Origin of the sequence: Stenotrophomonas sp. GD03794 (genome assembly GCF_029842145.1) — a bacterium.
Taxonomy (GTDB): domain Bacteria; phylum Pseudomonadota; class Gammaproteobacteria; order Xanthomonadales; family Xanthomonadaceae; genus Stenotrophomonas; species Stenotrophomonas riyadhensis.
In genome coordinates this window covers 124,233-149,799 of record NZ_JAOCFV010000006.1, presented here as the reverse complement: position 1 = coordinate 149,799, position 25,567 = coordinate 124,233, and the positions used below count along the sequence as shown (strand labels likewise).

Annotated in this window: 22 protein-coding genes; 12 read left to right on the top strand and 10 right to left on the bottom strand. The window is 67.6% G+C overall.

Annotated elements, in window-relative coordinates:
* Positions 1-268: 268 nt before the first annotated feature.
* Positions 269-997 carry a response regulator gene (locus N5D91_RS05775; protein ID WP_110714364.1) on the bottom strand — a complete coding sequence of 243 codons (729 nt, stop codon included), beginning with the start codon at positions 995-997 and terminating at the stop codon, positions 269-271.
* 127 nt (positions 998-1,124) lie between these two features.
* Here N5D91_RS05775 and rlmD point away from each other — a divergent pair, with 127 nt between their 5' ends.
* From rlmD to N5D91_RS05730, 9 genes are all read left to right on the top strand, one after another.
* A complete protein-coding gene (rlmD, locus tag N5D91_RS05770) occupies positions 1,125-2,459 on the top strand; it encodes a 23S rRNA (uracil(1939)-C(5))-methyltransferase RlmD (protein WP_110713124.1) in 1,335 nt (444 codons plus the stop codon).
* A 34-nt stretch (positions 2,460-2,493) separates the two neighbouring features.
* On the top strand, positions 2,494-2,979 hold the full coding sequence (locus tag N5D91_RS05765; protein ID WP_110713123.1) for a CYTH domain-containing protein: 486 nt from the start codon (positions 2,494-2,496) through the stop codon (positions 2,977-2,979).
* Between the two features lie 114 nt (positions 2,980-3,093).
* Entirely contained in the window at positions 3,094-3,789 is a 696-nt protein-coding gene (locus N5D91_RS05760; protein WP_180848001.1) for a DsbA family oxidoreductase, read from the top strand.
* Between the two features lie 162 nt (positions 3,790-3,951).
* Complete coding sequence (gene nagZ / locus N5D91_RS05755; RefSeq protein ID WP_164162604.1) at positions 3,952-4,959, top strand: beta-N-acetylhexosaminidase; 1,008 nt, start codon at positions 3,952-3,954, stop codon at positions 4,957-4,959.
* The gene (locus N5D91_RS05750; RefSeq protein ID WP_005410592.1) at positions 4,959-5,513 is read left to right on the top strand and encodes a hypoxanthine-guanine phosphoribosyltransferase; all 555 of its coding nucleotides are present in this window, start codon (positions 4,959-4,961) and stop codon (positions 5,511-5,513) included. Before nagZ ends, N5D91_RS05750 begins: the two co-directional genes overlap by 1 nt.
* An 82-nt stretch (positions 5,514-5,595) precedes the next feature.
* Entirely contained in the window at positions 5,596-6,342 is a 747-nt protein-coding gene (locus N5D91_RS05745) for an S-methyl-5'-thioinosine phosphorylase (RefSeq protein ID WP_005410591.1), read from the top strand.
* An 88-nt stretch (positions 6,343-6,430) separates the two neighbouring features.
* Complete coding sequence (locus N5D91_RS05740) at positions 6,431-6,637, top strand: cold-shock protein (protein WP_005410590.1); 207 nt, start codon at positions 6,431-6,433, stop codon at positions 6,635-6,637.
* Positions 6,638-6,740: 103 nt separating this feature from the next.
* Positions 6,741-8,009, top strand: coding sequence for an NAD(P)/FAD-dependent oxidoreductase (locus N5D91_RS05735; RefSeq protein WP_180855018.1), 1,269 nt, complete (start codon positions 6,741-6,743; stop codon positions 8,007-8,009).
* Between the two features lie 180 nt (positions 8,010-8,189).
* Positions 8,190-8,459, top strand: a complete 270-nt coding sequence (locus N5D91_RS05730; protein ID WP_110713117.1) for a hypothetical protein — start codon at positions 8,190-8,192, stop codon at positions 8,457-8,459.
* 1 nt (position 8,460) lies between these two features.
* Here N5D91_RS05730 and pdeM read toward each other — a convergent pair whose 3' ends face one another.
* The 4 genes from pdeM to N5D91_RS05710 are packed head-to-tail and all read right to left on the bottom strand — an operon-like array spanning position 8,461 to position 14,150.
* Positions 8,461-9,102 (bottom strand): ligase-associated DNA damage response endonuclease PdeM, encoded by a 642-nt coding sequence (gene pdeM, locus N5D91_RS05725; protein ID WP_153855772.1) that lies wholly within the window; start codon positions 9,100-9,102, stop codon positions 8,461-8,463.
* Positions 9,092-11,551 (bottom strand): ligase-associated DNA damage response DEXH box helicase, encoded by a 2,460-nt coding sequence (locus tag N5D91_RS05720; RefSeq protein ID WP_180855017.1) that lies wholly within the window; start codon positions 11,549-11,551, stop codon positions 9,092-9,094. The genes pdeM and N5D91_RS05720 overlap by 11 nt, the downstream gene beginning before the upstream one ends.
* On the bottom strand, positions 11,548-13,155 hold the full coding sequence (locus tag N5D91_RS05715) for an ATP-dependent DNA ligase (protein ID WP_180855016.1): 1,608 nt from the start codon (positions 13,153-13,155) through the stop codon (positions 11,548-11,550). The genes N5D91_RS05720 and N5D91_RS05715 overlap by 4 nt, the downstream gene beginning before the upstream one ends.
* Complete coding sequence (locus N5D91_RS05710) at positions 13,152-14,150, bottom strand: ligase-associated DNA damage response exonuclease (RefSeq protein ID WP_180855015.1); 999 nt, start codon at positions 14,148-14,150, stop codon at positions 13,152-13,154. Before N5D91_RS05710 ends, N5D91_RS05715 begins: the two co-directional genes overlap by 4 nt.
* A gap of 113 nt (positions 14,151-14,263) precedes the next feature.
* On the opposite strand from N5D91_RS05710, the gene N5D91_RS05705 reads away from it, so the two are divergent.
* A complete protein-coding gene (locus N5D91_RS05705) occupies positions 14,264-15,901 on the top strand; it encodes an acyl-CoA dehydrogenase family protein (RefSeq protein ID WP_180855014.1) in 1,638 nt (545 codons plus the stop codon).
* A gap of 296 nt (positions 15,902-16,197) precedes the next feature.
* On the opposite strand, the gene N5D91_RS05700 is transcribed toward N5D91_RS05705, so the two are convergent.
* The 3 genes from N5D91_RS05700 to N5D91_RS05690 form a co-directional block, all read right to left on the bottom strand.
* Entirely contained in the window at positions 16,198-16,608 is a 411-nt protein-coding gene (locus tag N5D91_RS05700) for a hypothetical protein (protein WP_014647982.1), read from the bottom strand.
* Positions 16,609-16,765: 157 nt separating this feature from the next.
* Positions 16,766-17,107 carry a hypothetical protein gene (locus N5D91_RS05695; protein WP_004153024.1) on the bottom strand — a complete coding sequence of 114 codons (342 nt, stop codon included), beginning with the start codon at positions 17,105-17,107 and terminating at the stop codon, positions 16,766-16,768.
* A 124-nt stretch (positions 17,108-17,231) separates the two neighbouring features.
* Positions 17,232-18,407, bottom strand: coding sequence for a thiolase family protein (locus tag N5D91_RS05690; RefSeq protein ID WP_010482849.1), 1,176 nt, complete (start codon positions 18,405-18,407; stop codon positions 17,232-17,234).
* Between the two features lie 183 nt (positions 18,408-18,590).
* On the opposite strand from N5D91_RS05690, the gene N5D91_RS05685 reads away from it, so the two are divergent.
* Complete coding sequence (locus N5D91_RS05685; RefSeq protein WP_180855013.1) at positions 18,591-21,434, top strand: autotransporter serine protease; 2,844 nt, start codon at positions 18,591-18,593, stop codon at positions 21,432-21,434.
* Between the two features lie 44 nt (positions 21,435-21,478).
* On the opposite strand, the gene N5D91_RS05680 is transcribed toward N5D91_RS05685, so the two are convergent.
* Complete coding sequence (locus tag N5D91_RS05680) at positions 21,479-22,576, bottom strand: Glu/Leu/Phe/Val dehydrogenase dimerization domain-containing protein (protein ID WP_010482852.1); 1,098 nt, start codon at positions 22,574-22,576, stop codon at positions 21,479-21,481.
* Positions 22,577-22,854: 278 nt separating this feature from the next.
* On the opposite strand from N5D91_RS05680, the gene N5D91_RS05675 reads away from it, so the two are divergent.
* Positions 22,855-23,931 (top strand): HDOD domain-containing protein, encoded by a 1,077-nt coding sequence (locus N5D91_RS05675; protein WP_110713105.1) that lies wholly within the window; start codon positions 22,855-22,857, stop codon positions 23,929-23,931.
* A gap of 3 nt (positions 23,932-23,934) precedes the next feature.
* Here N5D91_RS05675 and N5D91_RS05670 read toward each other — a convergent pair whose 3' ends face one another.
* The gene (locus N5D91_RS05670) at positions 23,935-25,500 is read right to left on the bottom strand and encodes a phospholipase D family protein (protein ID WP_180855012.1); all 1,566 of its coding nucleotides are present in this window, start codon (positions 25,498-25,500) and stop codon (positions 23,935-23,937) included.
* Positions 25,501-25,567 lie beyond the last annotated feature (67 nt).

Genomic DNA, 25,567 nt, shown 5'->3' with positions numbered 1-25,567 from the left:
ATATCTGACAGAAATTCATCCACGCATGGCGTGGATCTACCAGCCGTCACCGGGAATCTGTCGGGGGTGGGGCGATGTGGGTTGGCAGGACCGTTGGCGCCATGGATGGCGCCATCGAGCCCCCAGGGACGGGTTTACGGCGTGTCCTGCCAATCCACACCGCCCCGCCCAACAAGCAGAAAGCCAGAGCCGATCTGGCTCTGGCCTTTGGTGTTGTTCTGGCTTGAAAGCCTCGGCAGGTGCAGGGCGCAGCCCTGCCGAACACCCCTCAATGCAGCAGGGCAGCCACCGCGTCGCGGAACCCCGCCTGGGCCTGCCCGGACTCCGGCGCATGATGCAACTGGCGCACCGCACGGGCCAAACGTGCCGCGCCCACGAAGCCGCAGCTTGCCTGCAACCGGTGCAATTGGCTGCGCAGCTGCCGCTCGTCGTGCTGGTCCACCGCCTGCTCGACCGCATCGCGTACGCCCGGCAGCTCGGCCAGGAACAGCTCGCGCAGGGCGATCAGGTGGTTGCGCTGGCCATTGAGCGCGGCCAATGCCGCAGTCTCGTCCCAGTCCTGCACCTGCAGCTCGACCGCCGCTGGCGCCTGTGCCATGACGATCCCCGCCGGGCTGTTCACCAGCGCGCGGCGCACGGCCTTCAGCAGCTGGTCGCGGCCGAGGGGTTTGACCAGGGTGTCGCTGAACCCGGCTTCGCGCAGCCGGGCATGAATGGAGGTGTCGCCGTCGGCGGTATGCGCCAACGCGGGAGTATCAGGGTGTGAACGGCGCAATTGGCGCAGCAGCTGCGCGCCATTGCCGTCGGGTAGGTTGACGTCGATCAGCCACAGGTCATGCGCGCCGGGTTCCGCGCTCGCCAGCGCACTGGCCAGGGAATCTGCGGTATCCACGTCCGCCGGTAACGTTTCCAACGCCGCCTTGAAAAAACCGCGGCTGATGATGTCGTCCTCGACAAGCAGGAAGCGAGGCCGGCTGGCCCGCGGGGTCATCTGCATCAGGGCTGCCTCCATGTCAGCTGGCCCAATCATCAAGCACAGCGGCGGCGGGCGCAAGCGGGTCCCGACCCTGTCAGTCAGGATCTGCGACAATACGCCCCCATTTTTGCCCGCAGCCTGTTGCCACGTGGCCCGATCCCGCTCCCGCATCGACCGTACCCCGTTCCAGACCGAGATCCTCGACCTCAGCCATGATGGTCGCGGCGTCGCCCGCCGTGAAGGTGAGGGCGGCAAGGTCACCTTCATCAGCGGCGCCCTGCCGGGTGAGGTGGTCATGGCGGAACAGACCGCCCGCAGCCGCCATTTCGACGAAGCGCGTACGGTGGAAGTGCTGCAGGCCTCGCCGCAGCGCGTGACTCCGAAGTGTCCGCACTTCGGTACCTGCGCTGGCTGCGTGCTGCAGCACCTGGACGAAGACCAGCAGATTGTCGCCAAGCAGCGCGTGCTGATGGACAACCTGGAGCGGATCGGCCACGTGAAGCCGGGCACCGTGCTGGCGCCGCTGGTCGGCGAGAGCTGGGGTTACCGCCGCAAGGGCCGCTTCTCGGTGCGCCGGGTCGAGAAGAAGGACAAGACCCTGGTCGGCTTCCGTGAACAGGATCCGCGCTTCGTCGCCGACCTCAGCCAGTGCCTGACCGTGATCCCCGAGATCGGCACCAAGGTCGAGGCGCTGTCCACCTTCATCGAGTCGCTCGATGGCAAGCGTGACATTCCGCAGATCGAATTCATTGCCGGTGACCAGGCCGTGGTCCTGACCGTGCGCCATCTGCAGCCGCTGAGTGATGCCGACCGTGCGGCCTGGGCCGATTTCGGCCAGCAGCATGGCTTCGTGATCTACCTGCAGTCCGGTGGCGTGGACACCGTGCAGCCGCTGGACGGGCAGGGCGTGCCGCTGTCGTTCCGGCTGGCGCCGTGGGACGTCGAGCTGGCGTTCCGCCCGCTGGACTTCATCCAGGTCAACGCCAAGCTCAACGAGAAGATGATTGCCCACGCCCTGGACCTGCTTGAGCCGGGTGAGGACGAGCGTGTGCTGGATCTGTTCTGCGGCCTGGGCAATTTCACCTTGCCGCTGGCCCGCCGTGTGCGCGAAGTGGTCGGCGTGGAAGGTGATGCCGGCCTTGTCGCGCGTGCCCGTGAGAATGCCGAGCGCAATGGCCTGGCCAATGCCCAGTTCTTCAGTGCCGACCTGACCCAGGACCAGCGCAGCACCGCGTGGATGCGCCAGGGCTTCGACAAGCTGCTGCTGGACCCGCCGCGCTCGGGCGCGATCGAGGTGCTGCAGCAGCTGCCGCTGAAGCAGTTCAAGCGCATCGTCTATGTCAGCTGCCACCCGGGCTCGCTGGCGCGCGATGCCGGCTATCTGGTCAATGAGCAGGGCTTCACCCTGGTCAGCGCCGGTGCCATGGACATGTTCCCGCACACCGCGCACGTGGAAAGTATCGCGGTGTTCGAGAAGCGCTGAGCGGCTGTCATCACCCATGGCGCATAATCGCGCCATGGGCATTGAAATCGAACGCAAATTCCTGGTCATCAACGATGGCTGGCGATCCGCTGCGCACCGGGTGATCCCGATGGCGCAGGGCTACATCAACGACATGGGCGCGCTGGATCGCGGCACCCAGAACGCCTCGGTGCGCGTGCGTATCGAGGGCGACCATGCGGCGCTGAACCTGAAGTCGCGCACCATCGGCCACACCCGGCAGGAATTCGATTACCCGATTCCGGTGGAGGACGCGCGCGCGCTGCTGGCGCTGTGCGTGGGTGGCCTGATCGACAAGCGCCGCCATCTGGTCGAGCACGCCGGCCTGACCTGGGAAGTGGACGAGTTCCTCGGCGACAACGCCGGCCTGATCGTGGCCGAAGTCGAACTGGACAGCGCCGACCAGGCGATCGACCTGCCAGACTGGGCCGGCGCGGAAGTCACCGACGACGCCCGCTACTACAACGTCGCCCTCGCCAGCCACCCCTATTCACAGTGGTGAACCCCCAAAAAAGGGGACGGAGGGGATTAAGTCGTCTTTACCCCGCCTGTGCTGAAAACGACTTAATCCCCTCCGTCCCCTTTTATCGAGGGGGAGGGGCCCCATGTCGTGTGGATGAGAATCGACATCTACTCCGACGTGGTCTGCCCCTGGTGCTGGATCGGCAAGCATCGTTTCCAGCAGGGTGTGCAGTTGCTGGGCGCCAATGCGCCTGAACTCGATATCCACTGGCAGCCGTTCCAGCTGGACCCGGACGCGGACGACACCCCGGTGCCGCTGCGCGAGGCTTATGTGCGCAAGTTCGGTGGCGTCGAGCGCACCGAGCAGATCCTCGGCCAGACCCAGACCACGGCGCGTGCGGAAGGCCTGCCGATGGACTTCAGCCGGGGCCAGGTGCGGGTGACCACGCTGCCGGCGCACCGGGTGCTGTGGCTGGCCGGCCAGCACGGCGTGCAGGACGCGGTCGGGGAGGCGCTGTTCCGCGCCCACTTCGAGCACGGCCAGAACCTGGCGGACCCCTCGGTGCTGATCAAGGCGGGCGTGACGGGGGGCCTCGACGCAGGCGAAATCACCCAGATGCTGGCCTCCGACCGCGGCCTGGCCGAGGTTGAAGCCAAGCTGGCGCAGGCCCACGCATTGGGCGTTTCTTCGGTGCCGACCTTCGTCATCGATGGGAAGTGGGCCATTTCCGGGGCGCAGCCCCCCGAGGCCTTCGCCAACGCCCTGCGCCAGATCGCCGCCGAGCAGGGCGCGCCTGCGGCCCCGGCTGACGGAGACGAGGCCTGCGGCCCGGACGGCTGCAAGGTCTGATCGCACCCGAAAAGGGGACGGAGGGGATTAAGCCGCAATCGGCCCCGTGGGCTGGATACGTCTTAATCCCCTCCGTCCCCTTTTTCTGACCACTGCGCCTGTCGGCCGGTTCTGCGACAATGCGGCACTGCGCCATGCGGGCGCGCGTTGTGGAGATCGACCATGCTGCTGATCGGCGTTGCCGGCACTGAACTGACTGCCCAGGAACGTGACTGGCTGCAGCACGATGCCGTGGCCGGGGTGGTGCTGTTCAAGCGCAACTTCGCTTCGCGCCAGCAGGTAACCGATCTGAGCGCGGCGATCCGCGCCGCCGCGCCGCGCCCGCAGCTGATCTGCGTGGACCAGGAAGGCGGCCGCGTGCAGCGTTTCCGCGAGGGCTACAGCGAGCTGCCGCCGCTGCAGGACATCGGGGCGCTGTACGCCACCGATCCGCAGCAGGCGCTGACGCTGGCCGAGCAGCACGCCTGGCTGATGGCCAGCGAAGTGCGCGCCAGTGGCCTGGACCTGAGCTTCGCGCCGGTGGTCGACCTTGGCCGTGGCAACCGCGCCATCGGCAACCGCGCCTTCAGTGAAGACCCGCAGGTAGTGGCCGCGTTCACCGCCGCCTACGTGCGCGGCATGCATGCGGTCGGCATGGCCGCCACGCTCAAGCATTTCCCCGGCCATGGCACCGTGCTGGAAGATACCCACGTGGATACCGCGATCGACCCGCGTGCGCTGGACGAGCTGCGCGCGCAGGACCTGGTCCCGTTCCAGGCCGGCATCGCCGCCGGTGCCGACGCGGTGATGATGGCGCACGTGATCTATCCGCAGGTGGCACCGGAACCGGCCGGCTATTCGCCGCGCTGGATCCAGGACATCCTGCGCGGCGAGCTCGGGTTCCGCGGCGTGGTGTTCTCCGATGACATCGGCATGGCCGCCTCGCACAGTGCGGGCGGTGTGCCGGCGCGCGTGCACGCGCATCTGGATGCCGGCTGCGACGTGGTGCTGGTCTGCCACCCGGAACTGGTCGATGAAGCCCTGCACGCGGTGCAGGGGCGCTCCCTCAATACTGCTGCGCTGCTGGGCCTGCTTGGCCGCGGCGCACTCGGCTGGGATGGCCTGCTGGCCGATGCCCGCCATGGCAACACCCAATCCCATTTGCTTGAAACCCTTGGAAGAACCGTCTGATGCCCAACCTCACCATTTCCCAGGCCCTGGCCCAGGCTGACCTGCTGGTCGACCGCCCCACCATCGACAAGGCCATCGCTGGTATCGCCGACGCCATCGCGCGCGATTACAAGGGCGAGGTGCCGCTGTTCCTGTCCATCATGCACGGTGCACTGCCGTTCGCCGGCCAGCTGGCGCTGGAGCTGGGCGCGCGCGGCCAGGACGTGCAGTTCGATTACCTGCACGCCACCCGCTACCGCGGTGAAACCACCGGCGGCGACCTGGTCTGGAAGCACAAGCCGGCCACCTCGCTGTTCGGCCGCCGCGTGCTGCTGGTCGACGATATCCTCGACGAGGGATACACCCTGCAGGGCGTGCGCACCTGGTGCCTGGAACAAGGCGCGACCGACGTGCGCATCGCCGCGATGACGGTGAAGAAGCATGACCGCGCGCTGCCGGACGTGACGGCCGACTACGCCGGCATCGAACTGCCGGACCGTTACGTGTTCGGCTTCGGCATGGACGTCAACGAAACCCTGCGCTGCGTGCCGGCCATCTACGCGATGAAGGAATAACGGCGAAGCCGTCCGCGGCGCGTCTTCCTCTGCCGCCGGCATCCTCGGGTGCCGGCGTTCGTCTTTTCATGGAGTGCTTCGAATGCAACAGATTGCCCTGGCCGTGATCGGCGGTACCGGTGTCTACAACCTGGCCAAGCTTGACGACGTGCAGACCCACGAAGTCGACACCCGCTTCGGCCGTCCGTCCGGCCCGGTGCGCGTGGGCACGCTGCTCGGCCATCGCGTGGCGTTCCTGGCGCGGCATGGCGAAGGCCATTCGCTGCCGCCGCACAAGATCAACTACCGCGCCAACCTGGCCGCGCTGCAGCAGCTGGGCGCGCAGCGGGTGCTGGCGTTGAACACGGTGGGTGGCATCACCGAGAACTTCGGTCCGCGCGTGCTGGCCTGCCCGGACCAGATCATCGACTACACCTGGGGCCGCATCAGCACGATCTGTGAAGAAGAAGGCACCGACGTGGTCCACGTCGATTTCGGCCATCCGTACACGCCGATGCTGCGCAGCAAGATCCTGGCGGCAGCCAAAGTGACCGGTGTCACGGTCCATGACGGTGGCTGCTATGGCGCAACGCAGGGGCCGCGCCTGGAAACCATCGCCGAAATCGCCCGCATGCGCCGCGACGGTTGCGATCTGGTGGGCATGACCGGCATGCCGGAAGCCGCGCTGGCGCGGGAGCTGGGGCTGGATTACGCCTGCCTGGCGATCATCGCCAACTGGGCCGCCGGCTGCGGTGATGGCGAGGAGATTACGATGGCCGAAGTGCTGGCCAACGTGCAGGCGGCAAGCAACGGACTTCCGGAACTGGTGGGCGAATTGGCGCGGGGGTGATTGTCTTCCCCGAGCAAGCTTTGCATACTCAGCTTGTGCGCGGGTTCAGCGTACACCACCCATTCATTGCATAAGGTCTCGCATCACCATGCCGAACGGTACCGTCAAGTGGTTCAACGACGCCAAGGGATTTGGCTTCATCTCGCCGGAGGATGGCAGCGCCGACGTGTTCGCGCACTTCTCCGCCATCAACTCCAAGGGCTTCCGCAGCCTGCAGGAAGGCCAGCGTGTCACCTATGACGTGACCCAGGGCCCGAAGGGTGCCCAGGCTTCGAACATCACGCCGGCCGAGTGATCCACTCGACAGTGCGTTGAAAACCCCGCTCCGGCGGGGTTTTTTTTTGCGCGGATTGCCCGCGGCCCGTTCGCGATCCGCCCGCGTCGGGCACAATGCGACCATGACGGAACGACTGCGCATCGCCGTGATCGGCTACGGCACCGCTGGCCAGGCAGTGGCCATCCTGCTCACCCGTGACGGCCACGAGGTGGAGATCTTCGAACGCGTGCCCACGCCGGGGCCGGTGGGTGCCGGCTTCCTGCTGCAGCCCAGCGGCCTGCAGGTACTGTGGCAGATGGGCCTGCTTGATTCCGTGCGCGCACATGCCGCGCCGGTGCACCGCCTGTATGGCGACACGCCGTGCGAGCGCGCGGTGATGGACATGCGCTACGAGGGACTGGATGCGCGCCTGCACGGCCTGGGCATGCAGCGCGGGGCCTTGTTCTCGCTGTTGGACGAGGCGCGTGCAGGCGAGGGCCAGCTGCATGCCGGTACCACCATTACCGAGGTGGATGCCGAACACGGCCGTCTGCGCGACAGCGACGGGCGCACGCATGGCCCGTTCGACCTGGTGGTGGTCGCCGATGGCGCCGCATCGACGCTGCGCGGCACCATCGCCGGTGGTGCCGGGCTGGACCGTGTGTATCCCTGGGGGGCGCTGTGGTGCCTGCTGCCGGCCGAGGACTGGCCGCACGTGCAGGAGCTGCGGCAGCGTTACGTGGCCGCGCGCAAGATGATCGGGCTGCTGCCCGTCGGCACGCGCCCCGGTGATGACACGCCGCGCCTGAGTTTCTTCTGGAGCCTGCCACGTGCCGACTTCGAGCGTTGGCAGAGCGATGGCATGCCAGCCTGGTTGGAGGAACTGCACGCGCTGTGGCCGCAAGCCGCTGCACGCTTCGCCCATCTGCGCGACCCCGGCCAGATGGCGCGCGCGATCTATCGCGACGCAGTGATGACGCGTTGGCATCAGGGCCGCATGGTACTGGCCGGTGATGCCGCGCATGCGATGAGCCCGCAGCTGGGGCAGGGGGTGAACATGGCGCTGTTGGATGCGCTGGCGCTGCGCGATGCGGTGCGCACCTATGGCGGCAGCACGGTCGCGCTGCAGGCCTACCAGGCGCAGCGACGCGCTCATGTGGCGGTCTATCAGCGCTGGAGCCGCTGGCTGACGCCGTTGTTCCAGTCCGATCGTGATGCATGGGCGAAGGCACGTGATGTACTGCTCGGGCCGATGGGGCGCCTGCCGGGTGGTCGTGGCCACATGCTGCGCGTGCTCAGTGGCACGCAGCACGGCTGGTTCGGCTCGCTGGCACTGGATCCGGCCTTCATCGACGCGTTGGCGACGACCGCCGAACCGACCCGCATCATCACCGCAACTGCCGGTGCGTGAAGCTCGCCGTCACGTGAATTAACGGTTGCCTCACTGCGGATATGCGAGAAGAGGGGAGCACGCGACAGCCGCGTCGCCCGTTTTCCTTTCCGTGATCAACATCGCGCGTGGCCCGGGTGGCGCCGCCGTTGCGGCCTGCTGCGGCCCGGATGAGCCGCTGAAGTTGAAGAGGAGGACGCCATGTTGTTCGCGGTCGAGGAGCTGGAATCGGAAATCTGCAAGCTGCGCGGTCTGCTGCAGATGCTGCACGAGGACCAGCCCGACGTACTGGAGGACGTATTCGAATTCCATGTCGGCAGCCTGATCAGTCATGCATCGCCCGAGCATCACGCACGCATCCGGGCCTGTGCGCAGGAAATGCTGGTGGCCATCCAGGCCCTGCCGCGGCGGCGTGACGATGACTCGCCCGACTTCCGCCTGATGCCGGTGCTGGGCGTCCGCCCGGCCTGATTCAACGCACGGGCAGTTCCACCAGGCCCCCCTCCACACACGCGATCATCCGCTCGCCGTGGGCAGGTGCAGGCACGATTCCAGCGGTGAACGTGGAGAACGCCGGCAGGATCATCGTGCGCTCGCGCAACCAGAATGCAGGGAAGCGTCGCCGCAACGGTGGCAAGGCGATCTGCGGATGCAGATGACCTGCGATCACGTGCAATGCCGCATCGGGCATCGGCTCATGGCGAAGCAGGAACGGCGGCAGTCGTACCTCATCGTGGATCTGTACCTGCAGCTGCGCATGCGGTAGCTGCCGGTCGTGATTGCCGCGCAGCACATGCACATCCAACGTGGCATTGCGTTCGCGCCATGCCAGCCACTGCTGGTACCACGCGGCGCGATGGACCGGCCCATGCAGGATGTCGCCCAGGATCCAGAGTTCGCGAGAGGTGTGCGCATCCAGCAGTGACTGCAGGCGCTGCAGGTCGCCGCGGGTGCCGCCACCGGGCAGCGCGATGCCGGAACGGCGGAACACATCGGCCTTGCCCAGGTGCAGGTCAGCGATCAGCAGTGCCTGCCGTGCGGGCCAGTACAGCGCACGCGAGCCAAGCAGCGTCAGCGGCTCGCTGGCCAGCAGCAGCGGCAGTTCATCGGCCATGGCGGCGTTCCAGCTGTAGTGCGGCGCGCTGCACGCGGGTGCGCCAGTCTTCGTTGCTGAACTGCCCGCGCAGCCGCTCTGCCCATAGTGGAAAGCCCAGCGGCGTGAGCGATGCAGGGCGCTGCACCGACAGCGACTGCGTGCCGATCCGTTCCAGTACCTGCTGCAGTCCGGGAAGGTCCAGGTTGTCGTGCAGGACCTCGTGCTCGGCCAACGCCAGCAGCAGATGGTCGCGATCATGCTCGCGCAGTACGTCGTACAGCAGGCCGGCCGAGGCCTGCAGCTGGCGGAGCGAACGCGGCATGCCACCGGGCAGGCTCGGAACCAGCAGCCCGGCGACGCGAGCGATGCCTCGGAACTGGCGTCGCGCCAGCTCGCCCAGGTTCACCGCCGCACGCAGATCGTCGAGCAGTTGATCAGCAGTGAACAGCACCCGCCACTGCTGCGCCTCCAGATCGACCGTCTGCGCCGGGGCCAGCACCAGGCCGTGGTCGTTCACTGCATAGCCGATGCTGTTGCGCTGTCGGCGCGTGAGCCGCAGCGCCAGCAGCGCGGCCAGTGCCTCGTGAACGTGGCGGCCGGCAAACGGATAGACGAACAGGAACTGGCCGTCGCGGCGCCGCACGTCTTCCACCAGCAGATGGTCCGGCCCGGGGCGTGCGGACACCTGTTCCTGCAGAGCCAACAGCGGAGCCAGCCAGCGTGATTCGGCGCTGTCGTCGGCACCGGACAGGACCCACTCCAGTTCGCGGCCGAGCGCCGTTGACAACGGCAGCTGGCCGCCCTGCCAGCGCGGCACGACGCCGTTGCCGCGTCCACGCGCCAGTCGCACGAAGGCGGTCATGTCACGCAGCTGCACCAGTTCCAGCAGGCGCCCGGCGAACTGGAAGCGATCGCCACGGCGCAGGCGGCTGGCGAACTGTTCTTCTACGGCGCCCAGGCTGCCGCCGCGCAGGAACTGCACGCGCACGCTGCCATCGCTGCTGATGGTGCCGATAGACAACCGGTGCCGCAGTGCCTGCCGGCGGTCGTGCATGCGGTAGTGGCCATCGGCATCACGCATGACCTTGTGGAAATCGGGATACTGGGCCAGCGCTTGGCCGCCCTGCACGATGAACGTGAGCACGGCCTGCCATTGATCGTCGCCCAGAGACGCGAAGGCATGGGTACGCCGTACCTGCGCCAGCAGCGCGGCGCTGTCGAAGCCGCCCGCCAGCGCGCGGCTGACCGCATGCTGGGCCAGCACATCCAGCGGCAGCGTCGGCGGCCTGCGCGCTTCGACCACGCCTTCGGCCAACGCACGGCGCACCGCGGCGTATTCGGCCAGTTCCAGTGCATGGCTGGGCACGCACAGGATGGAACCGCTGGCGCCCGGGCGGTGACGCGCACGTCCAGCGCGTTGGCGCAGGCGGGCCACGCCCTTCGGGCTGCCCAGCTGCAGTACCTGCTCAACCTCTGGGAAGTCCACGCCGAGGTCGAGGCTGGAGGTGGCAACGACGCAGCGCAGTGCGCCGGCGCGCAGTCCGTCTTCCACCTGCTGGCGCAGCGCCGGATCCAGCGAGCCGTGATGCAGCGCCAGCGTAGCCGGGTCTTCCGGCCAGACCGCCGCCAGTGCCTGGTGCCACAACTCGGCCTGTGCACGCGTATTGGTGAACAGCAGGCTGCTGCGCGCCTGCATCAGTTCTTCCAGCACGCGTGGCAGCTGCGCCAGGCCGAGATGCCCGGCCCATGGGAAACGTTCGCCAGGGTCCGGCAGCAGGCTGCGCACGCTGATCGCGCGCGGGCGCACGCCCTGCACGATCGCCGCGTCGGGCTGTCCGGGCAGCAGCACGTCGCGCGCCTCATCCAGATTGCCCAGCGTGGCCGACAGCCCCCACAGCTGCACTGCAGGTGCAGCATCGCGCAACACCGCAAGATTCAATTGCAGCAGGACGCCGCGCTTGTTGCCCAACAACTCGTGCCACTCGTCCACCACCACGCAACGCAGCTGGCGCATGCGCGGCAGCGTATCCGGATAGCTCAGCAGCAGCGCCAGTGATTCTGGCGTGGTGACCAGTACGTCGATACGCCCCTCGCGCGCCTGTCGTCGTTCGCGGTTGCTGGCATCACCACTGCGCAGGCCGACACGCCAGCCCAGTCCCAGCCCGTCGATCACCGCCTGCAGTGCGCGCGCGGTGTCGCTGGCCAACGCGCGCAGGGGCGTCACCCACAGCACCTGCAGCGGGCGTACCGCGCTGGCGCGGCGGGGGGACGGCGGTGGGTCGATCATGGCCTGCAGCAGCGGGCCACCGAACATCGCCAGTGTCTTGCCGCTGCCGGTCGGCGTGTGCAGCAACCCGGATCCGCCGGCGAGATAGTGCCGCCACATCGCGCGCTGGAACGGCAGTGAGCGCCAGCCTTTCGACGCGAACCAGTCTTCCAGCCGGCGCAGTGCCTGGCTGCGCTTCATCGCGCCAGCGCCTGCAGGGTGGCCAGCTGGTCGGCCTCGCTGGCCGGCTTGTCGTGGCGCCAGCGCAGGATGCGTGGAAAGCGCACGGCGATGCCGGACTTGTGCCGGCTGCTGCGATTGACCGCCTCGAAGGCCAGTTCGAAGACCTGTTCGGCGCGTACGCTGCGCACCGGACCGAAGCGCTCGCGGGTGTTGGCGCGGATCCAGCGATCAAGCGCGAGGATCTCCTTGTCGTCGAGGCCCGAGTAGGCCTTGGCCACCGGTACCAGCGTGTCGCCGTCCCAGACGCCGAAGGTGTAGTCGGTATGCAGGGTGCTGCGTCGCCCATGGCCGGCCTGTGCATACAAGAGCACCGCATCGATCGTGAGCGGATCGACCTTCCATTTCCACCAGTCACCGCGGCGTCGCCCGGCTTGGTAGGGCGAGGCGCGCCGTTTCAGCATCAGTCCTTCCACACCGCGTTCGCGTGCTGCGTCGCGCATCGCCGCCGCCTGCAGCCAGTCGTCGGCGGCAACGTCGGGTGACAGCTGGATCCGCGCATCATCCAGGGCGCCGATGACCGCGGTGAGCCGTGCACGCCGTTCCCGCAACGGACGCTCGCGCAGGTCCACGCCATCGAGTTCAAGCAGGTCATAGGCGAGCACGCGCACCGGCGTGTTGCGCAGGGTGGCCGCACCAGGCTTGCGGCGCTGGATGCGGGTCTGCAGCGCGGTGAAGGCGCGCGGCAGCTCGGTGCTCTCGTCCCAGGCCAGCAATTCGCCGTCCAGCACGCAGCCCTCCGGCAGCGCCATCGCTGCCTGCTCGATTTCGGGGAAGCGGCCATCCAGCCGTTCCTCGCCGCGTGACCACAGCGCGACTTCGCCATGCCGACGCAGCAGCTGCAGGCGGATGCCATCCCATTTCCATTCCAGCAGCCAGTCATCGATCGGGCCGAGGCGTTCGGCAGGGCCGCCTTCCAGGGGGGAGGCGAGGAAGAACGGGTAGGGCTGCTGGCGGTCGGATGGCAGCTCGTCCGGTGACAGCAGCTGAGCCAGCAGCCCGGGCGAGGGTACCCACTCGCCGAGCATGCGCTGGGCGATGCGTGCGATGTCCAGGCCGGACCATTCGGCCAGTGCCTGCTGCACCAGTCGCTGCGAGACGCCAACGCGCAGGGCGCCGGTCAGCAGCTTGTTGAACACCAGGCGTTCGCTGCTGCACAGCTGCTGCCAGCCGGTGACTATCGCCGCGTGGCGTACTGCTTCGGGTTGGTTGGCCACGGCCAGCAGATGCTGTTCGATCCAATCAGCCAACGGGCGGTCGGCGGCCGGCTGGGATGGATCGTCCAGCAGCAGGGTCAGCGTTTCGGCCAGGTCGCCCACCTGCGCATAGCTGTCTTCCACCAACCACGGGGGCAAGCAGGATTCTTCGGCAATCCAGGCGCGCAGTTCGCCGCTGGCAGCGATCCTGCGGCGTGCGCCGCCCACCTTGCCACCGCTGAGCAGGTACAGCGCCCATGCAGCGTCGTGCGCGCGCGCCTGGCGGAAGTAGTCGACCAGTGCGGCACGCTTGTCCAGCGTGGCGGTGCTGCGGTCCAGGCGCTGGTAGAGCGCGGCGAAGGCCTTCATTCCTCGCTCCCGAAATCGGTATGGAAGGCTTCGGCCGCCACGCCGCGCTCACGCAGGAAGGGAATCAACGCATCGGTATTGCCATGGGTGGCGATCACCCGCTGCGCACCGGTCTGTTCAATGGTCTGCAGCAGCGCAGGCCAATCGGCGTGATCGGAAATGACGAAGCCACGATCGACGTTGCGGCGACGCCGGTTGCCGCGCAGCTGCATCCAGCCGGATGCGAAGCCCAGCTGGTGGCGGCCGAAGCGGCGCATCCAGGGCGTGCCCGCAGCCGACGGCGGCGCGAGGATCAGCTGGCCGGCGGCATCAGGCTGGCGGCCCTGCTCGGCCACGGTGAGCGTCTCCAGCATCGGCACCCCGGCCTGCCGGTACACCGCCACGCCATTGGCGATGGCGCCGTGCAGCCAGGCTGGTCGATCGTCCAGCGGCAGCAGCTCGGCCAGCACCCGCTGTGCCTTGCCCAATGCGTAGCACAGCAGGATCGCGGCTTCGCCACGTTGTTCGCATTCGCGGCGCCACGCCACGATCTCTGCAGCCACCGCCGGCGTGTCCGGCCAGCGGTAGATCGGCAATGCAAAGGTGGCCTCGGTGATGAAGGTATCGCAGGGCACCACTTCGAACGGCGTGCAGGTGGGATCAGGCTGTCGCTTGTAGTCGCCGGAGGCTACCCATACCTGCTGCCCGTCGTCGATGCGTACCTGTGACGAACCGAGTACGTGGCCGGCCGGATGCAGCGATACCTGCACCTGCCCCAGGCGGAACGGCACACCCTCGGCATGCGCCTGCACCGGCACGTCACCCAGGCGCCAGCGCAGGATCGGCAGGCTGCCTTCGCTGCAGTGGTACTCCCCCATGCCCGGGCGGGCATGGTCGCCGTGGCCATGGGTGATGACCGCGCGCGCTACCGGTCGCCACGGGTCGATATGGAAATCGCCGGCGGCGCAGTACAGCCCCTCCGGGCGCAGCACCACCAGATCGTCGTTGCCTGCCATGCGGTCACTGTGGCCTGCGTCTCGTGCAGAGGGTGAGAACCGGCCTGAACACGGGCTTGGCAGGCGATGCGGCACAATCGGGCCGCAGACCTCTTGCCGCCAGGATGGACCGGATGAGTGGACCCAGCTTCAGCAGCAACGCACCGTATGAAACCCATGTGGTGTTGAACCAGCCGCCGCCGTTCGCAGGGCGACAGTTGTGGACCGACGACGTGGCGCTGATGGAGGCCGTACAGCGCGAAGGCGCCGCCAGCTTCGCGCCGCGACTGGGTGTCTATGGTGCACTCGCCGGTGATGAACTGTACCGGCTCGGCTTCGATGCCAACCGTGATCGTCCGCGGCTGCGCACGCATGATGCACAGGGCCATCGCATCGACACCGTGGAGTTCCATCCGGCCTATCACCAGTTAATGGACACGGCAAAATCGCACGGTGTCGCTGGATTGTCCTGGCATGAGCCGCAGCCCGGCGCACACGTCGCGCGTGCGGCGCTGAGCTACCTGCATCACCAGGCCGAGGCCGGTACCAGCTGCCCATTGACCATGACCCATGCCGCGGTGGCGGTGCTGCAGTCTCAACCGCATCTCGCAGCGTGGTCGCGCAAGGCCGCCGCACCGGTCTATGACCCGCGCGATGTACCGGTGGCGGACAAGGCCGGCATCACCCTGGGCATGGGCATGACCGAGAAGCAGGGCGGCTCGGATGTCCGTGCCAACAGTACGCGCGCCGAACCGATCGATGGCGAGCGTTACCGTCTGGTCGGCCACAAGTGGTTCTTTTCCGCACCGATGTGCGATGGCTTCCTGGTGCTGGCGCAGGCGCCGGGAGGCCTGACCTGCCTGCTGATGCCGCGCCGGCTGGCCGATGGTGACCGCAACGCGTTCCGGTTGATGCGGCTGAAGGACAAGCTCGGCGATTGGGCCAACGCTTCCAGTGAGGTCGAGTTCTGCGGCGCACAGGCATGGCGCGTGGGCGAAGAGGGGCGTGGCGTGGCCACCATCATCGGCATGGTGATGATGACCCGCCTGGACTGCATGCTGGGTGCAGCGGCGGAGATGCGCATGGCGCTGGCGCAGGCGCTGCACCACGCACGTCATCGACGTACCTTCGGCAAGCTGCTGGTCGAGCACCCGCTGATGACCAACGTGCTGGCTGATCTGGCGCTGGAGTCGGAAGCGGCCACGGTGTTGGCGATGCGGATCGCGCGCGCGGTGGATCGCGCCGGTGTGGATGCCAATGAAGCCGCGATGGCGCGGTTGGGGACGGCGCTGGGCAAGTACTGGCTGTGCAAGCGCGCGCCGGCCTTTGTCAATGAAGCGCAGGAATGCCTGGGCGGTGCGGGCTACGTGGAGGAGTCGATGCTGCCGCGCCTGTACCGGCAGGCACCGTTGAATTCGATCTGGGAGGGCAGCGGCAACATCCAGTGCCTGGATGTGCTGCGTGCGCTGGCGCGTGAACCGGAGGCGATGGCGGCCCTGCGCGGTGAGCTGGCATCGGTGGCTGATCGTGATGGGCGCTATGCAGCGGCATTGCAGCGTTGGGCAGCGGCACCGCCACCGGAGGAAACGCAGGCGCGGCTGTTCTGCGAGCGCACTGCGCTGCTGCTGCAGGCGGCGCTGTTGCTGCGTGCGCGCAGCCCGATGGCGGAGGCGTTCGTGCGTAGCCGGCTGGAAGGGGAGCACGGGCTGGCGTTCGGGACGCTGCCGGCGGGGGTGGAGCTGACGGCGATGCTGGCGCGCGCGCTGCCGTAGGAGGCGGCCAACGGCGGAGCCCCTCGTGGTGGGCGGCGCGGAGTCTGCGTCGTGAGCGGGCCGCGCGGGTGGGTTTCGCAGGGGGCGCTGCAAGTACGTCCATGTAAGCTCGATCGCCGCATCCATGCGGCTCACGCCCCTGCGCAACCCACCCGCGCGGCCGCGGACAATTTCCGTGGACGCACACCACGGAATCAATAGAAAAAGCGAAAAGCGAAAAGCAGAAAGCAGAAAAGCCGCGGCAGTGCCGCGGCTTTTCCTGTAGCGCCGAGGCCATGCTCGGCTGCCGATAGGGCTTAGTGCTTGGCTTCTTCCTTGGCGGCGTTGGCCTTGGCGTCATTGGCGACATCGCGGGCCTTGTCGGCGACCTTCTGTGCGGCGTTCGCAGTGGCGTCGCTGGCGTGTGCGGCGGCGTCGGTTGCCGCGTCCTTGGCCTTGTCGGCAGCGTTGGCAGTGGCGTCTGCAGCCTTGTCCAGCGCCTGCTGGGTATCGGCAGCGGCCTGCTCGGACGCGGCAGCAGTCTTGTCGGCGGCGTCGCGGGTGGCTTCGGCGGCCTTGTCCACGGCGTCACGGGCGGCAGCGCCAGCGCTGTCGGCGGCCTGCTGCGCGTCCTGCTTGGCCTGTTCGGCTTCCGGGCCCTTGCAGGCGGCCAGGGCCAGCAGCAGGGAGGCGGCCAGCAGGGTGGTGGTGATCGGACGAATCTTCATGGCGGTCTCCGGTACTGCAATGGATGGGGACGCCAGCCTATTCATGCCGTTGTGAAGACGGGGTCGCGATGCAGCGGCTCAGTCGCGCGCATTCGACAAAAGAAAAAGCCGCTGGCGAACCAGCGGCTTTTCCAGAACAGCGTGAAGAAAGAAGTTATTACTTCTTGGCTTCTTCAGCAGCGTCCTTGGCCTTCTCAGCGGTGCCTTCAGCAGCCTTGGCAGCGTCAGCAGCGGCGCCGGCAGCGGCGTCGGTGGCAGCAGCGCCAGCCTGGGCAGCAGCGTCAACCGAAGCGTCAGCAGCGGTGGCGGCGGTGTCAGCGGCCTGCTGGGCAGCGTCGGCGGTCTGGGCGCCAGCAGCGGCGGCCTGGTCGGCAGCAGCCTGGGCTTCGGTGGCGGCTTCGTTGGCCGAAGCAGCGGCGTCCTGGGCAGCTTCCTGCTTCGAGCAGGCGGCCAGGGCCAGAGCCAGGGACATCGCGACCAGCAGCTTGTTGATGCTCATTGTGTGAATCCTCGTCGTTAGAATTAGGCAACGCGCATGCTGCGCGCCGACAACATGATGACAAGCCAAGATTGGGTGTCAAGCGATCCCGCATTCATTTTTGCGAAATCATCGTTAAATCTTTTTAAATCAATTCGATGGCGATTGCGGTTGCTTCGCCGCCGCCGATGCACAGGGTGGCAATGCCGCGCTTGCCACCGCGCGTGCGCAGGGCGTTGACCAAGGTCACCACCAGGCGTGCACCGGAGGCACCGATCGGATGGCCCAGCGCGCAGGCGCCGCCATTCACGTTGAGCTTGTCGTGCGGAATGCCCAGTTCGCGCATCGGCGCCATCGCCACCACGGCGAAGGCTTCATTGATCTCGAACAGATCGACCTGGTCCAGCGACCAGCCGGTCTTGTCCAGCAGTTTGTGCAGCGCGCCGATCGGGGCGGTGGTGAACCACTCCGGTTCCTGCGAATGGGTCGCGTGGCCGACGATGCGGGCCAGCGGGGTGATGCCGCGAGCGGCTGCATCTTCCTCGGTCAGCAGGACCACTGCAGCAGCGCCGTCGGAGATGCTGGAGGAACTGGCGGCGGTGACGCTGCCGTCCTTCTTGAAGGCCGGGCGCAGGGTCGGGATCTTGGCGATGTCCGAGCGGCCCGGCTGCTCGTCGGTGGTGACCTCGACCTCGCCCTTGCGGGTGGCGACCTTCACCGCGACGATTTCATCGGCGAACGCACCGTTGGCCTGCGCCGCCTGCGCGCGCTTGACCGATTCGATGGCGTAGGCGTCCTGCTCTTCGCGGCTGAACTGGTATTTGTCCACGGCGCATTCGGCGAATTCACCCATCGCCTTGCCGTCATAAGCGTTGACCAGGCCATCGTGGGCCATGTGATCGACCGCCTGGAAGTTGCCGAAGCGGTTGCCGGTGCGCGAGTTCGGCAGCATGTGCGGCGCGTTGGACATCGATTCCATGCCGCCGGCGACAACGATGCTGGCCGAACCGGCCTTGATCAGGTCATGACCGAGCATGATGGTCTTCATGCCCGAGCCGCACACCTTGTTCAGCGTGGTGGCACCGGTCGACAGCGGGATGCCGGCAGCGATCGCCGCCTGGCGGGCGGGCGCCTGGCCGAGGTTGGCCGGCAGCACGCAGCCCATGAGGACTTCGGAAACGTCGCTGGCCGGGATGCCCGACTGTTCCAGGGCGGCAGCGATGGCGGCCGCGCCGAGGGTCGGGGTCGGCACGCCGTTGAACTGGCCGAGGAAGGAGCCGATGGCGGTGCGCTTGGCGGCGGCGATGACGATGTTGGACATGGCAATCTCGTTGATGCGTAAGCAATGTTCGGAAAGGAGACCGGGGGCCGTTGGATGTGCCCCGGTTTCCCGGCAGACTGCGTGGGGGTCGACCCAAGTATAGAGGGTCGGGGAGGGCCGCCGCTGGGCGCGGCCGCGCACCTGCCGGGATGAAGGCAGGACAACGTTCATGGGAAGGAATCGATGGAACGCACGATGATGGTGAGGTCTGCCCTGGGAACCGCGCTGGCGGTGGCGCTGACGGCCTGTGGTGGCGGTGGGGGCGGCAGCAACGTGCGCGTCGATCCGCCGCCGACCACGCCTCCGCCGCCGACCACGCCGCCTCCCACCACGCCACCGCCGGCCAAGCCGCAGGAGCCGGCCTTCGATGCGCATCTGTCAGTCACCAACGCGCGCGCCGCACAGGCCGCCGGCCTGACCGGACAGGGTGTGCGCATCGGCATCGTCGATTCGGGCGTGCAGCGCAATGCGGTGGCCCTGAACGGCCGGGTGCTCGCCAACCTCAATTACATTGATCCGGCCAAGAACAACCTTGGCGTCGACGACGTGGTCGGGCATGGCACTGCCGTCGCCAGCCTTGCTGCCGGTGCGGCGGTAGGGTCCTGGCCGGGCGGCATCGCGCCGGGCGCGCAGATCGTGTCGGCACGGATCATTTCCGACAAACCGCCGGCCGATGACGGCAGTGGCAAGGGCAATGCCTTCAGCGGCCCGCTGGGCGTGGCCCAGGTCCACCAGGACCTGATCAATTACAACGTGAAGGTGATGAACAACTCGTGGGGCGGCCTGTACTGGACCGACCTGCCGACCACCGCGCAGGTGGCCGCCGAGTACCGGCCGTTCGTGATCAACCACGGTGGGCTGGTGGTGTTCGCGGCCGGCAATGATGGCCGCAGCGAGCCGAGCAGCCTGGCCGCGCTGCCCAGCCAGCAGGGCGTGGCCGGCACGCTTCCGGCTGCTGATCTGGAGCGCGGTTGGCTGGTGGCCACGGCAGTGGATCCCTATACGCCCGGAGCACTGGCCAGCTATGCAAATGCCTGCGGCCAGGCGGCCCGCTACTGCCTGGCAGCGCCGGGCAGCGCGGTCTATCCGGATGCCAACGGTGGCAGCTACTACTGGAACTACGGCACATCCTTCGCTGCGCCGTTGGTTTCCGGTGCGGCGGCCCTGGTCTGGCAGCGCTTCCCGTATTTCAACAATGACCTGGTCCGGCAGACCCTGCTGGGTACCGCCAAGGATATCGGCGTGCCCGGCGTTGATCCGGTGTTCGGCTATGGACTGCTCGACATCGGTCGGGCGATCAACGGTCCCGGTCGCTTCGACTGGGGCGATGTGGTCGTCAACGTGGATGCAGCCTCGACCGGTTCGGCGTGGCGCAATGACATCGTCGGCAGCGGCGGCCTGGTCAAGCAGGGTGGAGGCACCCTGGTGCTGGCCGGCAACAACAGCTACAGCGGCGCCACCCGCATCGAACGCGGCATCCTGTCGTTGCAGAACGGCGGTGTGATCCGGTCCAACGTGACCATCCTCGGCCAGTCCGATCCGGATTCGACCGGCCTGCAGTTCAATGGCGGCACGCCCCGCGTGATCGGCAATGTGGTCAACGGCAGCAGCGTATTCCTCACCACCGGCAACACCACCGGCACCATCGAGGGCAACTACACGCAGCAGGCCGGCGCACAGTTGATGATCGCACTGGGCGCCAATGCGCTGCAGGTCACCGGCAATGCCACGATCGACGGTGGCGTGCGCGTGCATGGCTTCGTTTCCGGCTACGTGCCACAGAACGGCAGCCGGCAGGACCTGATCCATGCGGCAGGCGGACTCAGCGGCGCCTTCAGTACGCCGGCTACCTCCAGCGGCCTGCAGGGCCTGTCACTGCTGCAGAGCAGCTATGGCTATGACAGCAACAATGCGTGGTTGAACCTGACCCAGGTCAGCGTCACTGCAGCGGCCAGCGGGCTGGGGGCGTCCGCCCAGGCGGCAGCACAGCGCCTGGAGGGTGCATTCGCAGCGCTGGACAAAAACGCAGGCCTGCAGGGATCGGCTTTTGGTGCAGCGGCCGGTGCCCTGCAGTGGACCGGCGGTGGCCCGCAGGGCCTGGCCGCCAGCCTGCAGAGCCTGTCCGGGCAGGCGCATGCGCGTGCCGAAGCGGCGACCTTCGACAGTATCGACATGTCGCGGCGTGCGATCGCCGAGCGCTTCGATCGTGTACAGGCCGCACCGCGCCTGCGCGGCAGCTGGCAGAGCACGTTGGGTGAGGCGGGGCAGGGCAGCTTCGCCGGCAACGCCGCCGACAGCCGGGGCTGGATGGCCGGCCAGGATCTGCCACTGGGCAGCAACGGCCTGATGGGCGTGGCGTTTGGCGAGACCCGCAGCACTGGTGGCAGCAGTTTCGGCGGTGATCGTGGGCGTGATCGCCAGGCGCAGGCACAGTTGTATGCCGGCTGGAATCTGGGACGTGGCTACGCGCTGGCCCAGGTGGGGAGCGGACAGTTCACCCGCGCGCTGGATCGTCAGCTGCTGCTCGGTGCGGGTGCCTATGGCGTCTCCGCGCGGTACGGCGGCCGTTTCAGCAGTGCCAGCGTGGAGGGCGGGTACCGGCTGGGGCGTGCGGGCGCATCGATGACGCCCTACGTCGGTGCCAGCACCACGCGTGTGGAGACCGACGCCTTCAATGAACTCGGCGGCTTTGGTTTCGGCCTGCGGGGCGATGCCAACCGCGTGCAGCGCAGCCAGATGCTGGCCGGTATCCGCGGCGAGCGCGGTTGGGGGCGTTGGACGCTGCGTGGGCATGCCGAATGGCAGCAACGGCTTGATGGTGCGGATGCGGACTGGCAGGCCAGCTTCGTCGGCGTCGATGCCTGGGCGCCGTTGGCGGGCTGGAACGCGCCGCGCGGCAGTGCGCTGATCGGCGTGGCGCTGGAATCGTGGTGGGGCCGCAATGGGCGCCTGAGCCTGGGCTTCGACCAGCGCGTTGGTGGCGAAGGTGCGCGGCAGGCCGCCTTGCGCTACAGCACCGGCTTCTGAAGGACGGCTCGCGCCGGGTCATGCCCGGCGCGACATCGGCAGGTTCAACCGCCGCGCAGGTTGCCCAGGCGCGGGGTGCTGCGACCCAGCGGCATCTTCAGCTTGCCGATGGACAGGATGCGGCTTTCGGCGATGCGGTCGGCCGCACGCTGCGGCGCGATGTTCTCGCGCTGCGACAGTTCGAAGATGCGGGTGAGGTTGTGGTAGATGCTGCGGATCAGGCGCATTGCGCGTTCGCGGTTGTAACCATCGATCTCCAGCGACACGTTCATCACGCCACCGGCGTTGACTGCATAGTCCGGCGCATACAGGATGCCGCGCGCATGCAGCTCGTCGCCGATTTCCAGGCTCGACAGCTGGTTGTTGGCGGTGCCGCAGATGATCTTCGCCTTGATCCGCGGCAGCGTGTCGGCGTTGATCGCACCTTCCAGCGCGCACGGTGCGAACACGTCGGCGTTCACCTCGTGGATCTCATCCGGTTTGACCGCTTCGGCGCCGAAATCGCTGACCGCGCGATCAACCAGCGCGCTGTCCAGGTCGGTGACGTACAGCTTGGCACCGCGGTCGCGCAGCAGTTTCACCAGTTCCATGCCGATGTGGCCCAGGCCCTGCACGGCGATGCTGGTCTTGCCCACTTCCTCATGGCCGAACTTGAAGCGCATCGACGCCATCAGTGCCTGCAGCGCACCGTAGGCGGTGAACGGGGCGGGATCGCCGGAGCCACCATGGACCTGGTGCACGCCGGTCACGAACTGGCTTTCCAGGTAGATGTTCTCCATGTCGTTGACGTCGGTTCCGACGTCCTCGGCGGTGATGTAGCGCCCGCCCAGCGAATCGACATAGCGGCCGAAGGCACGGAACAGCACCTCGGTCTTGTCCACTTTGGGGTCGCCGATGATCACCGCCTTGCCGCCACCCACGTTGAGGCCGGCCAGTGCATTCTTGTAGGTCATCGTCCGGCTCAGCCGCAGCGCATCGGCCAGCGCCTCGTCGGTGCTGGCGTAGGGGCGCATGCGCACGCCGCCCAGGGCCGGGCCGAGGGTGGTGTTGTGGATGGCGATGATCGCCTTCAGGCCGGCGTCGTGGTTGTGGCAGAACACCACCTGTTCGTGGCCGGTGGTGGCGAGGGTTTCGAATAGCATGGCGTCTCCGATGGCGCGATCAGCGGCGAACTGCAGCGAACGGCCAGTGAACGGTAGGGTCCCAAAACAAAAAAAGCGACGTCGTCGGTGCAGGGGGACGGGTCGCGCGGCGCCATTCTAGTCCATTCCCCCGGCCGGTGCCGTCGACATCGGCGGCCTTCCGGTTAAAGAAGATGAAAGTTCGGCCGATGCTGCGACGACGGCGGGTGGCCGGATTCGTGTGAAGAGGCAGGGCATTCAGTGACGGCAAGGGCACCACAACGACAGGGCAGGCGGCGATGACGCCGGCCTGGTGGCGATCGCTGTGCGGCTGGCTGACATGCTCGACCGGAATGGCTCCGGCGCGCCTGGTCGCTGCCTCCCGCCAGGCGGTGGCCGCCGCAGCTGCCAGTCTGCAGGGCGATGCCCTGCCTCCCGGCGAAATCAGCGCGCACCTGCAGCGCGGGTTGCATGCGCTGGCCTTGTCCCCGCGGTTGGCTGGCGAATCGGCACCGGTAATGGATTCGCCGCTGGGGGAGGCGGTGGCGCGTGCGCTGCAGGACCGCGACTGGGCGGCCCGGCACCTGCCGCGCCGTCCTCAACTGCTGCCGCAGCTGATCCAGACCGTCAACGACGATGCCGCCTCCGCACGGGTGATGGCGGCAATCATCGGCCAGGATCCGGTGCTCACCGGCAACTTGTTGCGTATCGCCAACAGCCCGGCCTACAAGGTGCACGAGCGGCCGGTGGAAAGCCTGCAGCGGGCGGTGACCCTGGTCGGCACCGAGGGCGTGCGACAGATCATCAGCGCCGTACTGGTGCAGCCGGTGATGCAGGTGCAGTGCGAGGTGTTCCCACAGTTCAGCACGATCATCTGGGAGCACGCGCTGCTGGCCTCGCGCGCAGCCGCTGACCACGCACGCACGGTCACCTTTGGCGATGCCTTCGCCGCGCAGTGGCTGGGCCTGGTTCAGGGCCTGGGCGCAGCGCTGGTGATGCGCCAGCTGCTGCAGGAAGCGCAGGCTCGTGGCGAGACCGTGGAGCCGGCGCTGGCACTGCAGCTGTTGCAGCAGTGGTCGTTGCCGCTGGCGCAGCGGGTCGCCGCCGCCTGGGAGTTGCCTGAGCCGGTGCATCAGGCTTTGGCGGTGAATGCGCAAGGACCGTTGGCTGACAGCCTGCGCCTGGCCAGTGCGGCGGCCGCAGCGAGTCTGCTGTGCCGGCATGGCCATGCCAGCCAGAGCCGCATGCTGGCCCTGCTGGAACAGCTGCCTTCGGCGCCGCCGCATGCATTGCGCTGGATCTGGCGACGCCTGCATGGGCGCAGCGTGGAAACGCTGGATGAGGCCGCGCAGGACGAAGCTGGACCGGCCGCCTGAGCGCTACAGCTGCGATTCCACCGGCAGCCAGCTGATCACGCGCGCAGTCCAGCGCTTGCCGAGGCTGGCACCGGGTTCGGCTTCCACCCAGTGCGGCGGTGGCTGCCGCTGCAGCCAGCGCAGCTCATCATTGCGCCCCAGTGCCAGCCACCAACTGTGTTCCGGGCTGGCCAGGCGCAGGTACTCGTCGCGCAGCTGCGCGCCCAGCACCGGGTCGTCGAACAGCACGCCCATTTCGGTGTTGAGGTAGGCCGAGCGCGGATCGAGGTTGAACGAGCCGACGAAGCCACGGCGATCATCGACCACGAGTGCCTTGGTATGCAGGCTGGCGCCACTGCTGCCGAACAGGCTGGTATCCAGCTGGCCGTGTGCCTTCAGTTCGTACAGCTGTATGCCAGCCTTCAACAGCGGCACGCGGTAGCCCATGTAGCCGCCGTGCACTGCCGCTACGTCGTTGGCGGCCAGCGAGTTGGTGACCACGCCGACCTGCGCACCGCGCGCGGCCAGCGCCGACAGGCCTTCAACGCCTTCGCTGCCAGGGACGAAGTAGGGCGAGATCAGCAGTGCGCTGCGACGGGCGGTTGCCAGCTCGTCGCTGAGCGTGTTGACCAGCCAGTTGCGGCGATCATCGTCGCGGTGCTTCATCGGCGGATCGGAGGCGATGCGCACGTTCGTGCTCCAGTGCAGTGGCTCCGGGCTGGGCCGTTGCAGGCGGCGCGAGTCGGCCACGCGCTGCAGGTAGGGTTGGGCCTTGGCATGCATCGCATCCAGGTCCGACTGCTGCACGAGTTGCCGCAGCTGTTCATCGCTGTACGAGGCCAGCGCGGAAATCGGGATGGCCGCGCTGCTGTTCCAGTAGTCGTCGAAGATCCTGTTGGCCTGCTGCACGGCGGGGCCGGCCACCACCAGGTCCAGGTCCTGGAAGTTCACATCGTCGCGCGCGCTGAAATACTCCTCGCCGATGTTGCGGCCACCGACGATCGCGATGCGGCCATCGGCGATCCAGCTCTTGTTGTGCATGCGGTGGTTCACGCTGAAGGCGCGCTGCACCAGTTCCAGCGTGCGTGCGATGCCGCTGCGGTTGCGGAACGGGTTGTACAGGCGGATCTCGATGTTCGGGTGCGCATCGAGCGCCATCATCAGTGCATCCTTGTCCTTGGCGTTCATGTCGTCGAGCAGGATGCGCACGCGCACGCCGCGCTCGGCGGCGTCATACAACGCCTTGGCCATCAGGTGGCCGATCAGGTCGTCGTGCCAGATGTAGTACTGCAGGTCCAGGCTGCGCCCGGCGTGCGCGGTGATCATCGCGCGCGCGGCGAACGCATCCATGCCATCGCTGAGGAACGCCACGCCGGACTGGCCGGGATGGGCCTCCTGCAATGGCACGATCTGCTGGTCGATGCGGGTCTGCGCCGGCTGCAGCGGCAGAACGTGCGAGGGCGCGCCCTGTGCCTGCGGCGTGAGGTGGTCGGCCAGCAGCAGGCCGGACAGGACCAGCAGCAACAGCGCGGCGAGGATGATCGCAGCGACGCGCAGCAGGCGTCGCAACAAAGGCTTGGGCAGGCTCATGTCCCGATGGTAGAGCCACGCCGTGCGTGGATGAAAGCCGAAAGACCCATTGCTGTAGATCCACGCC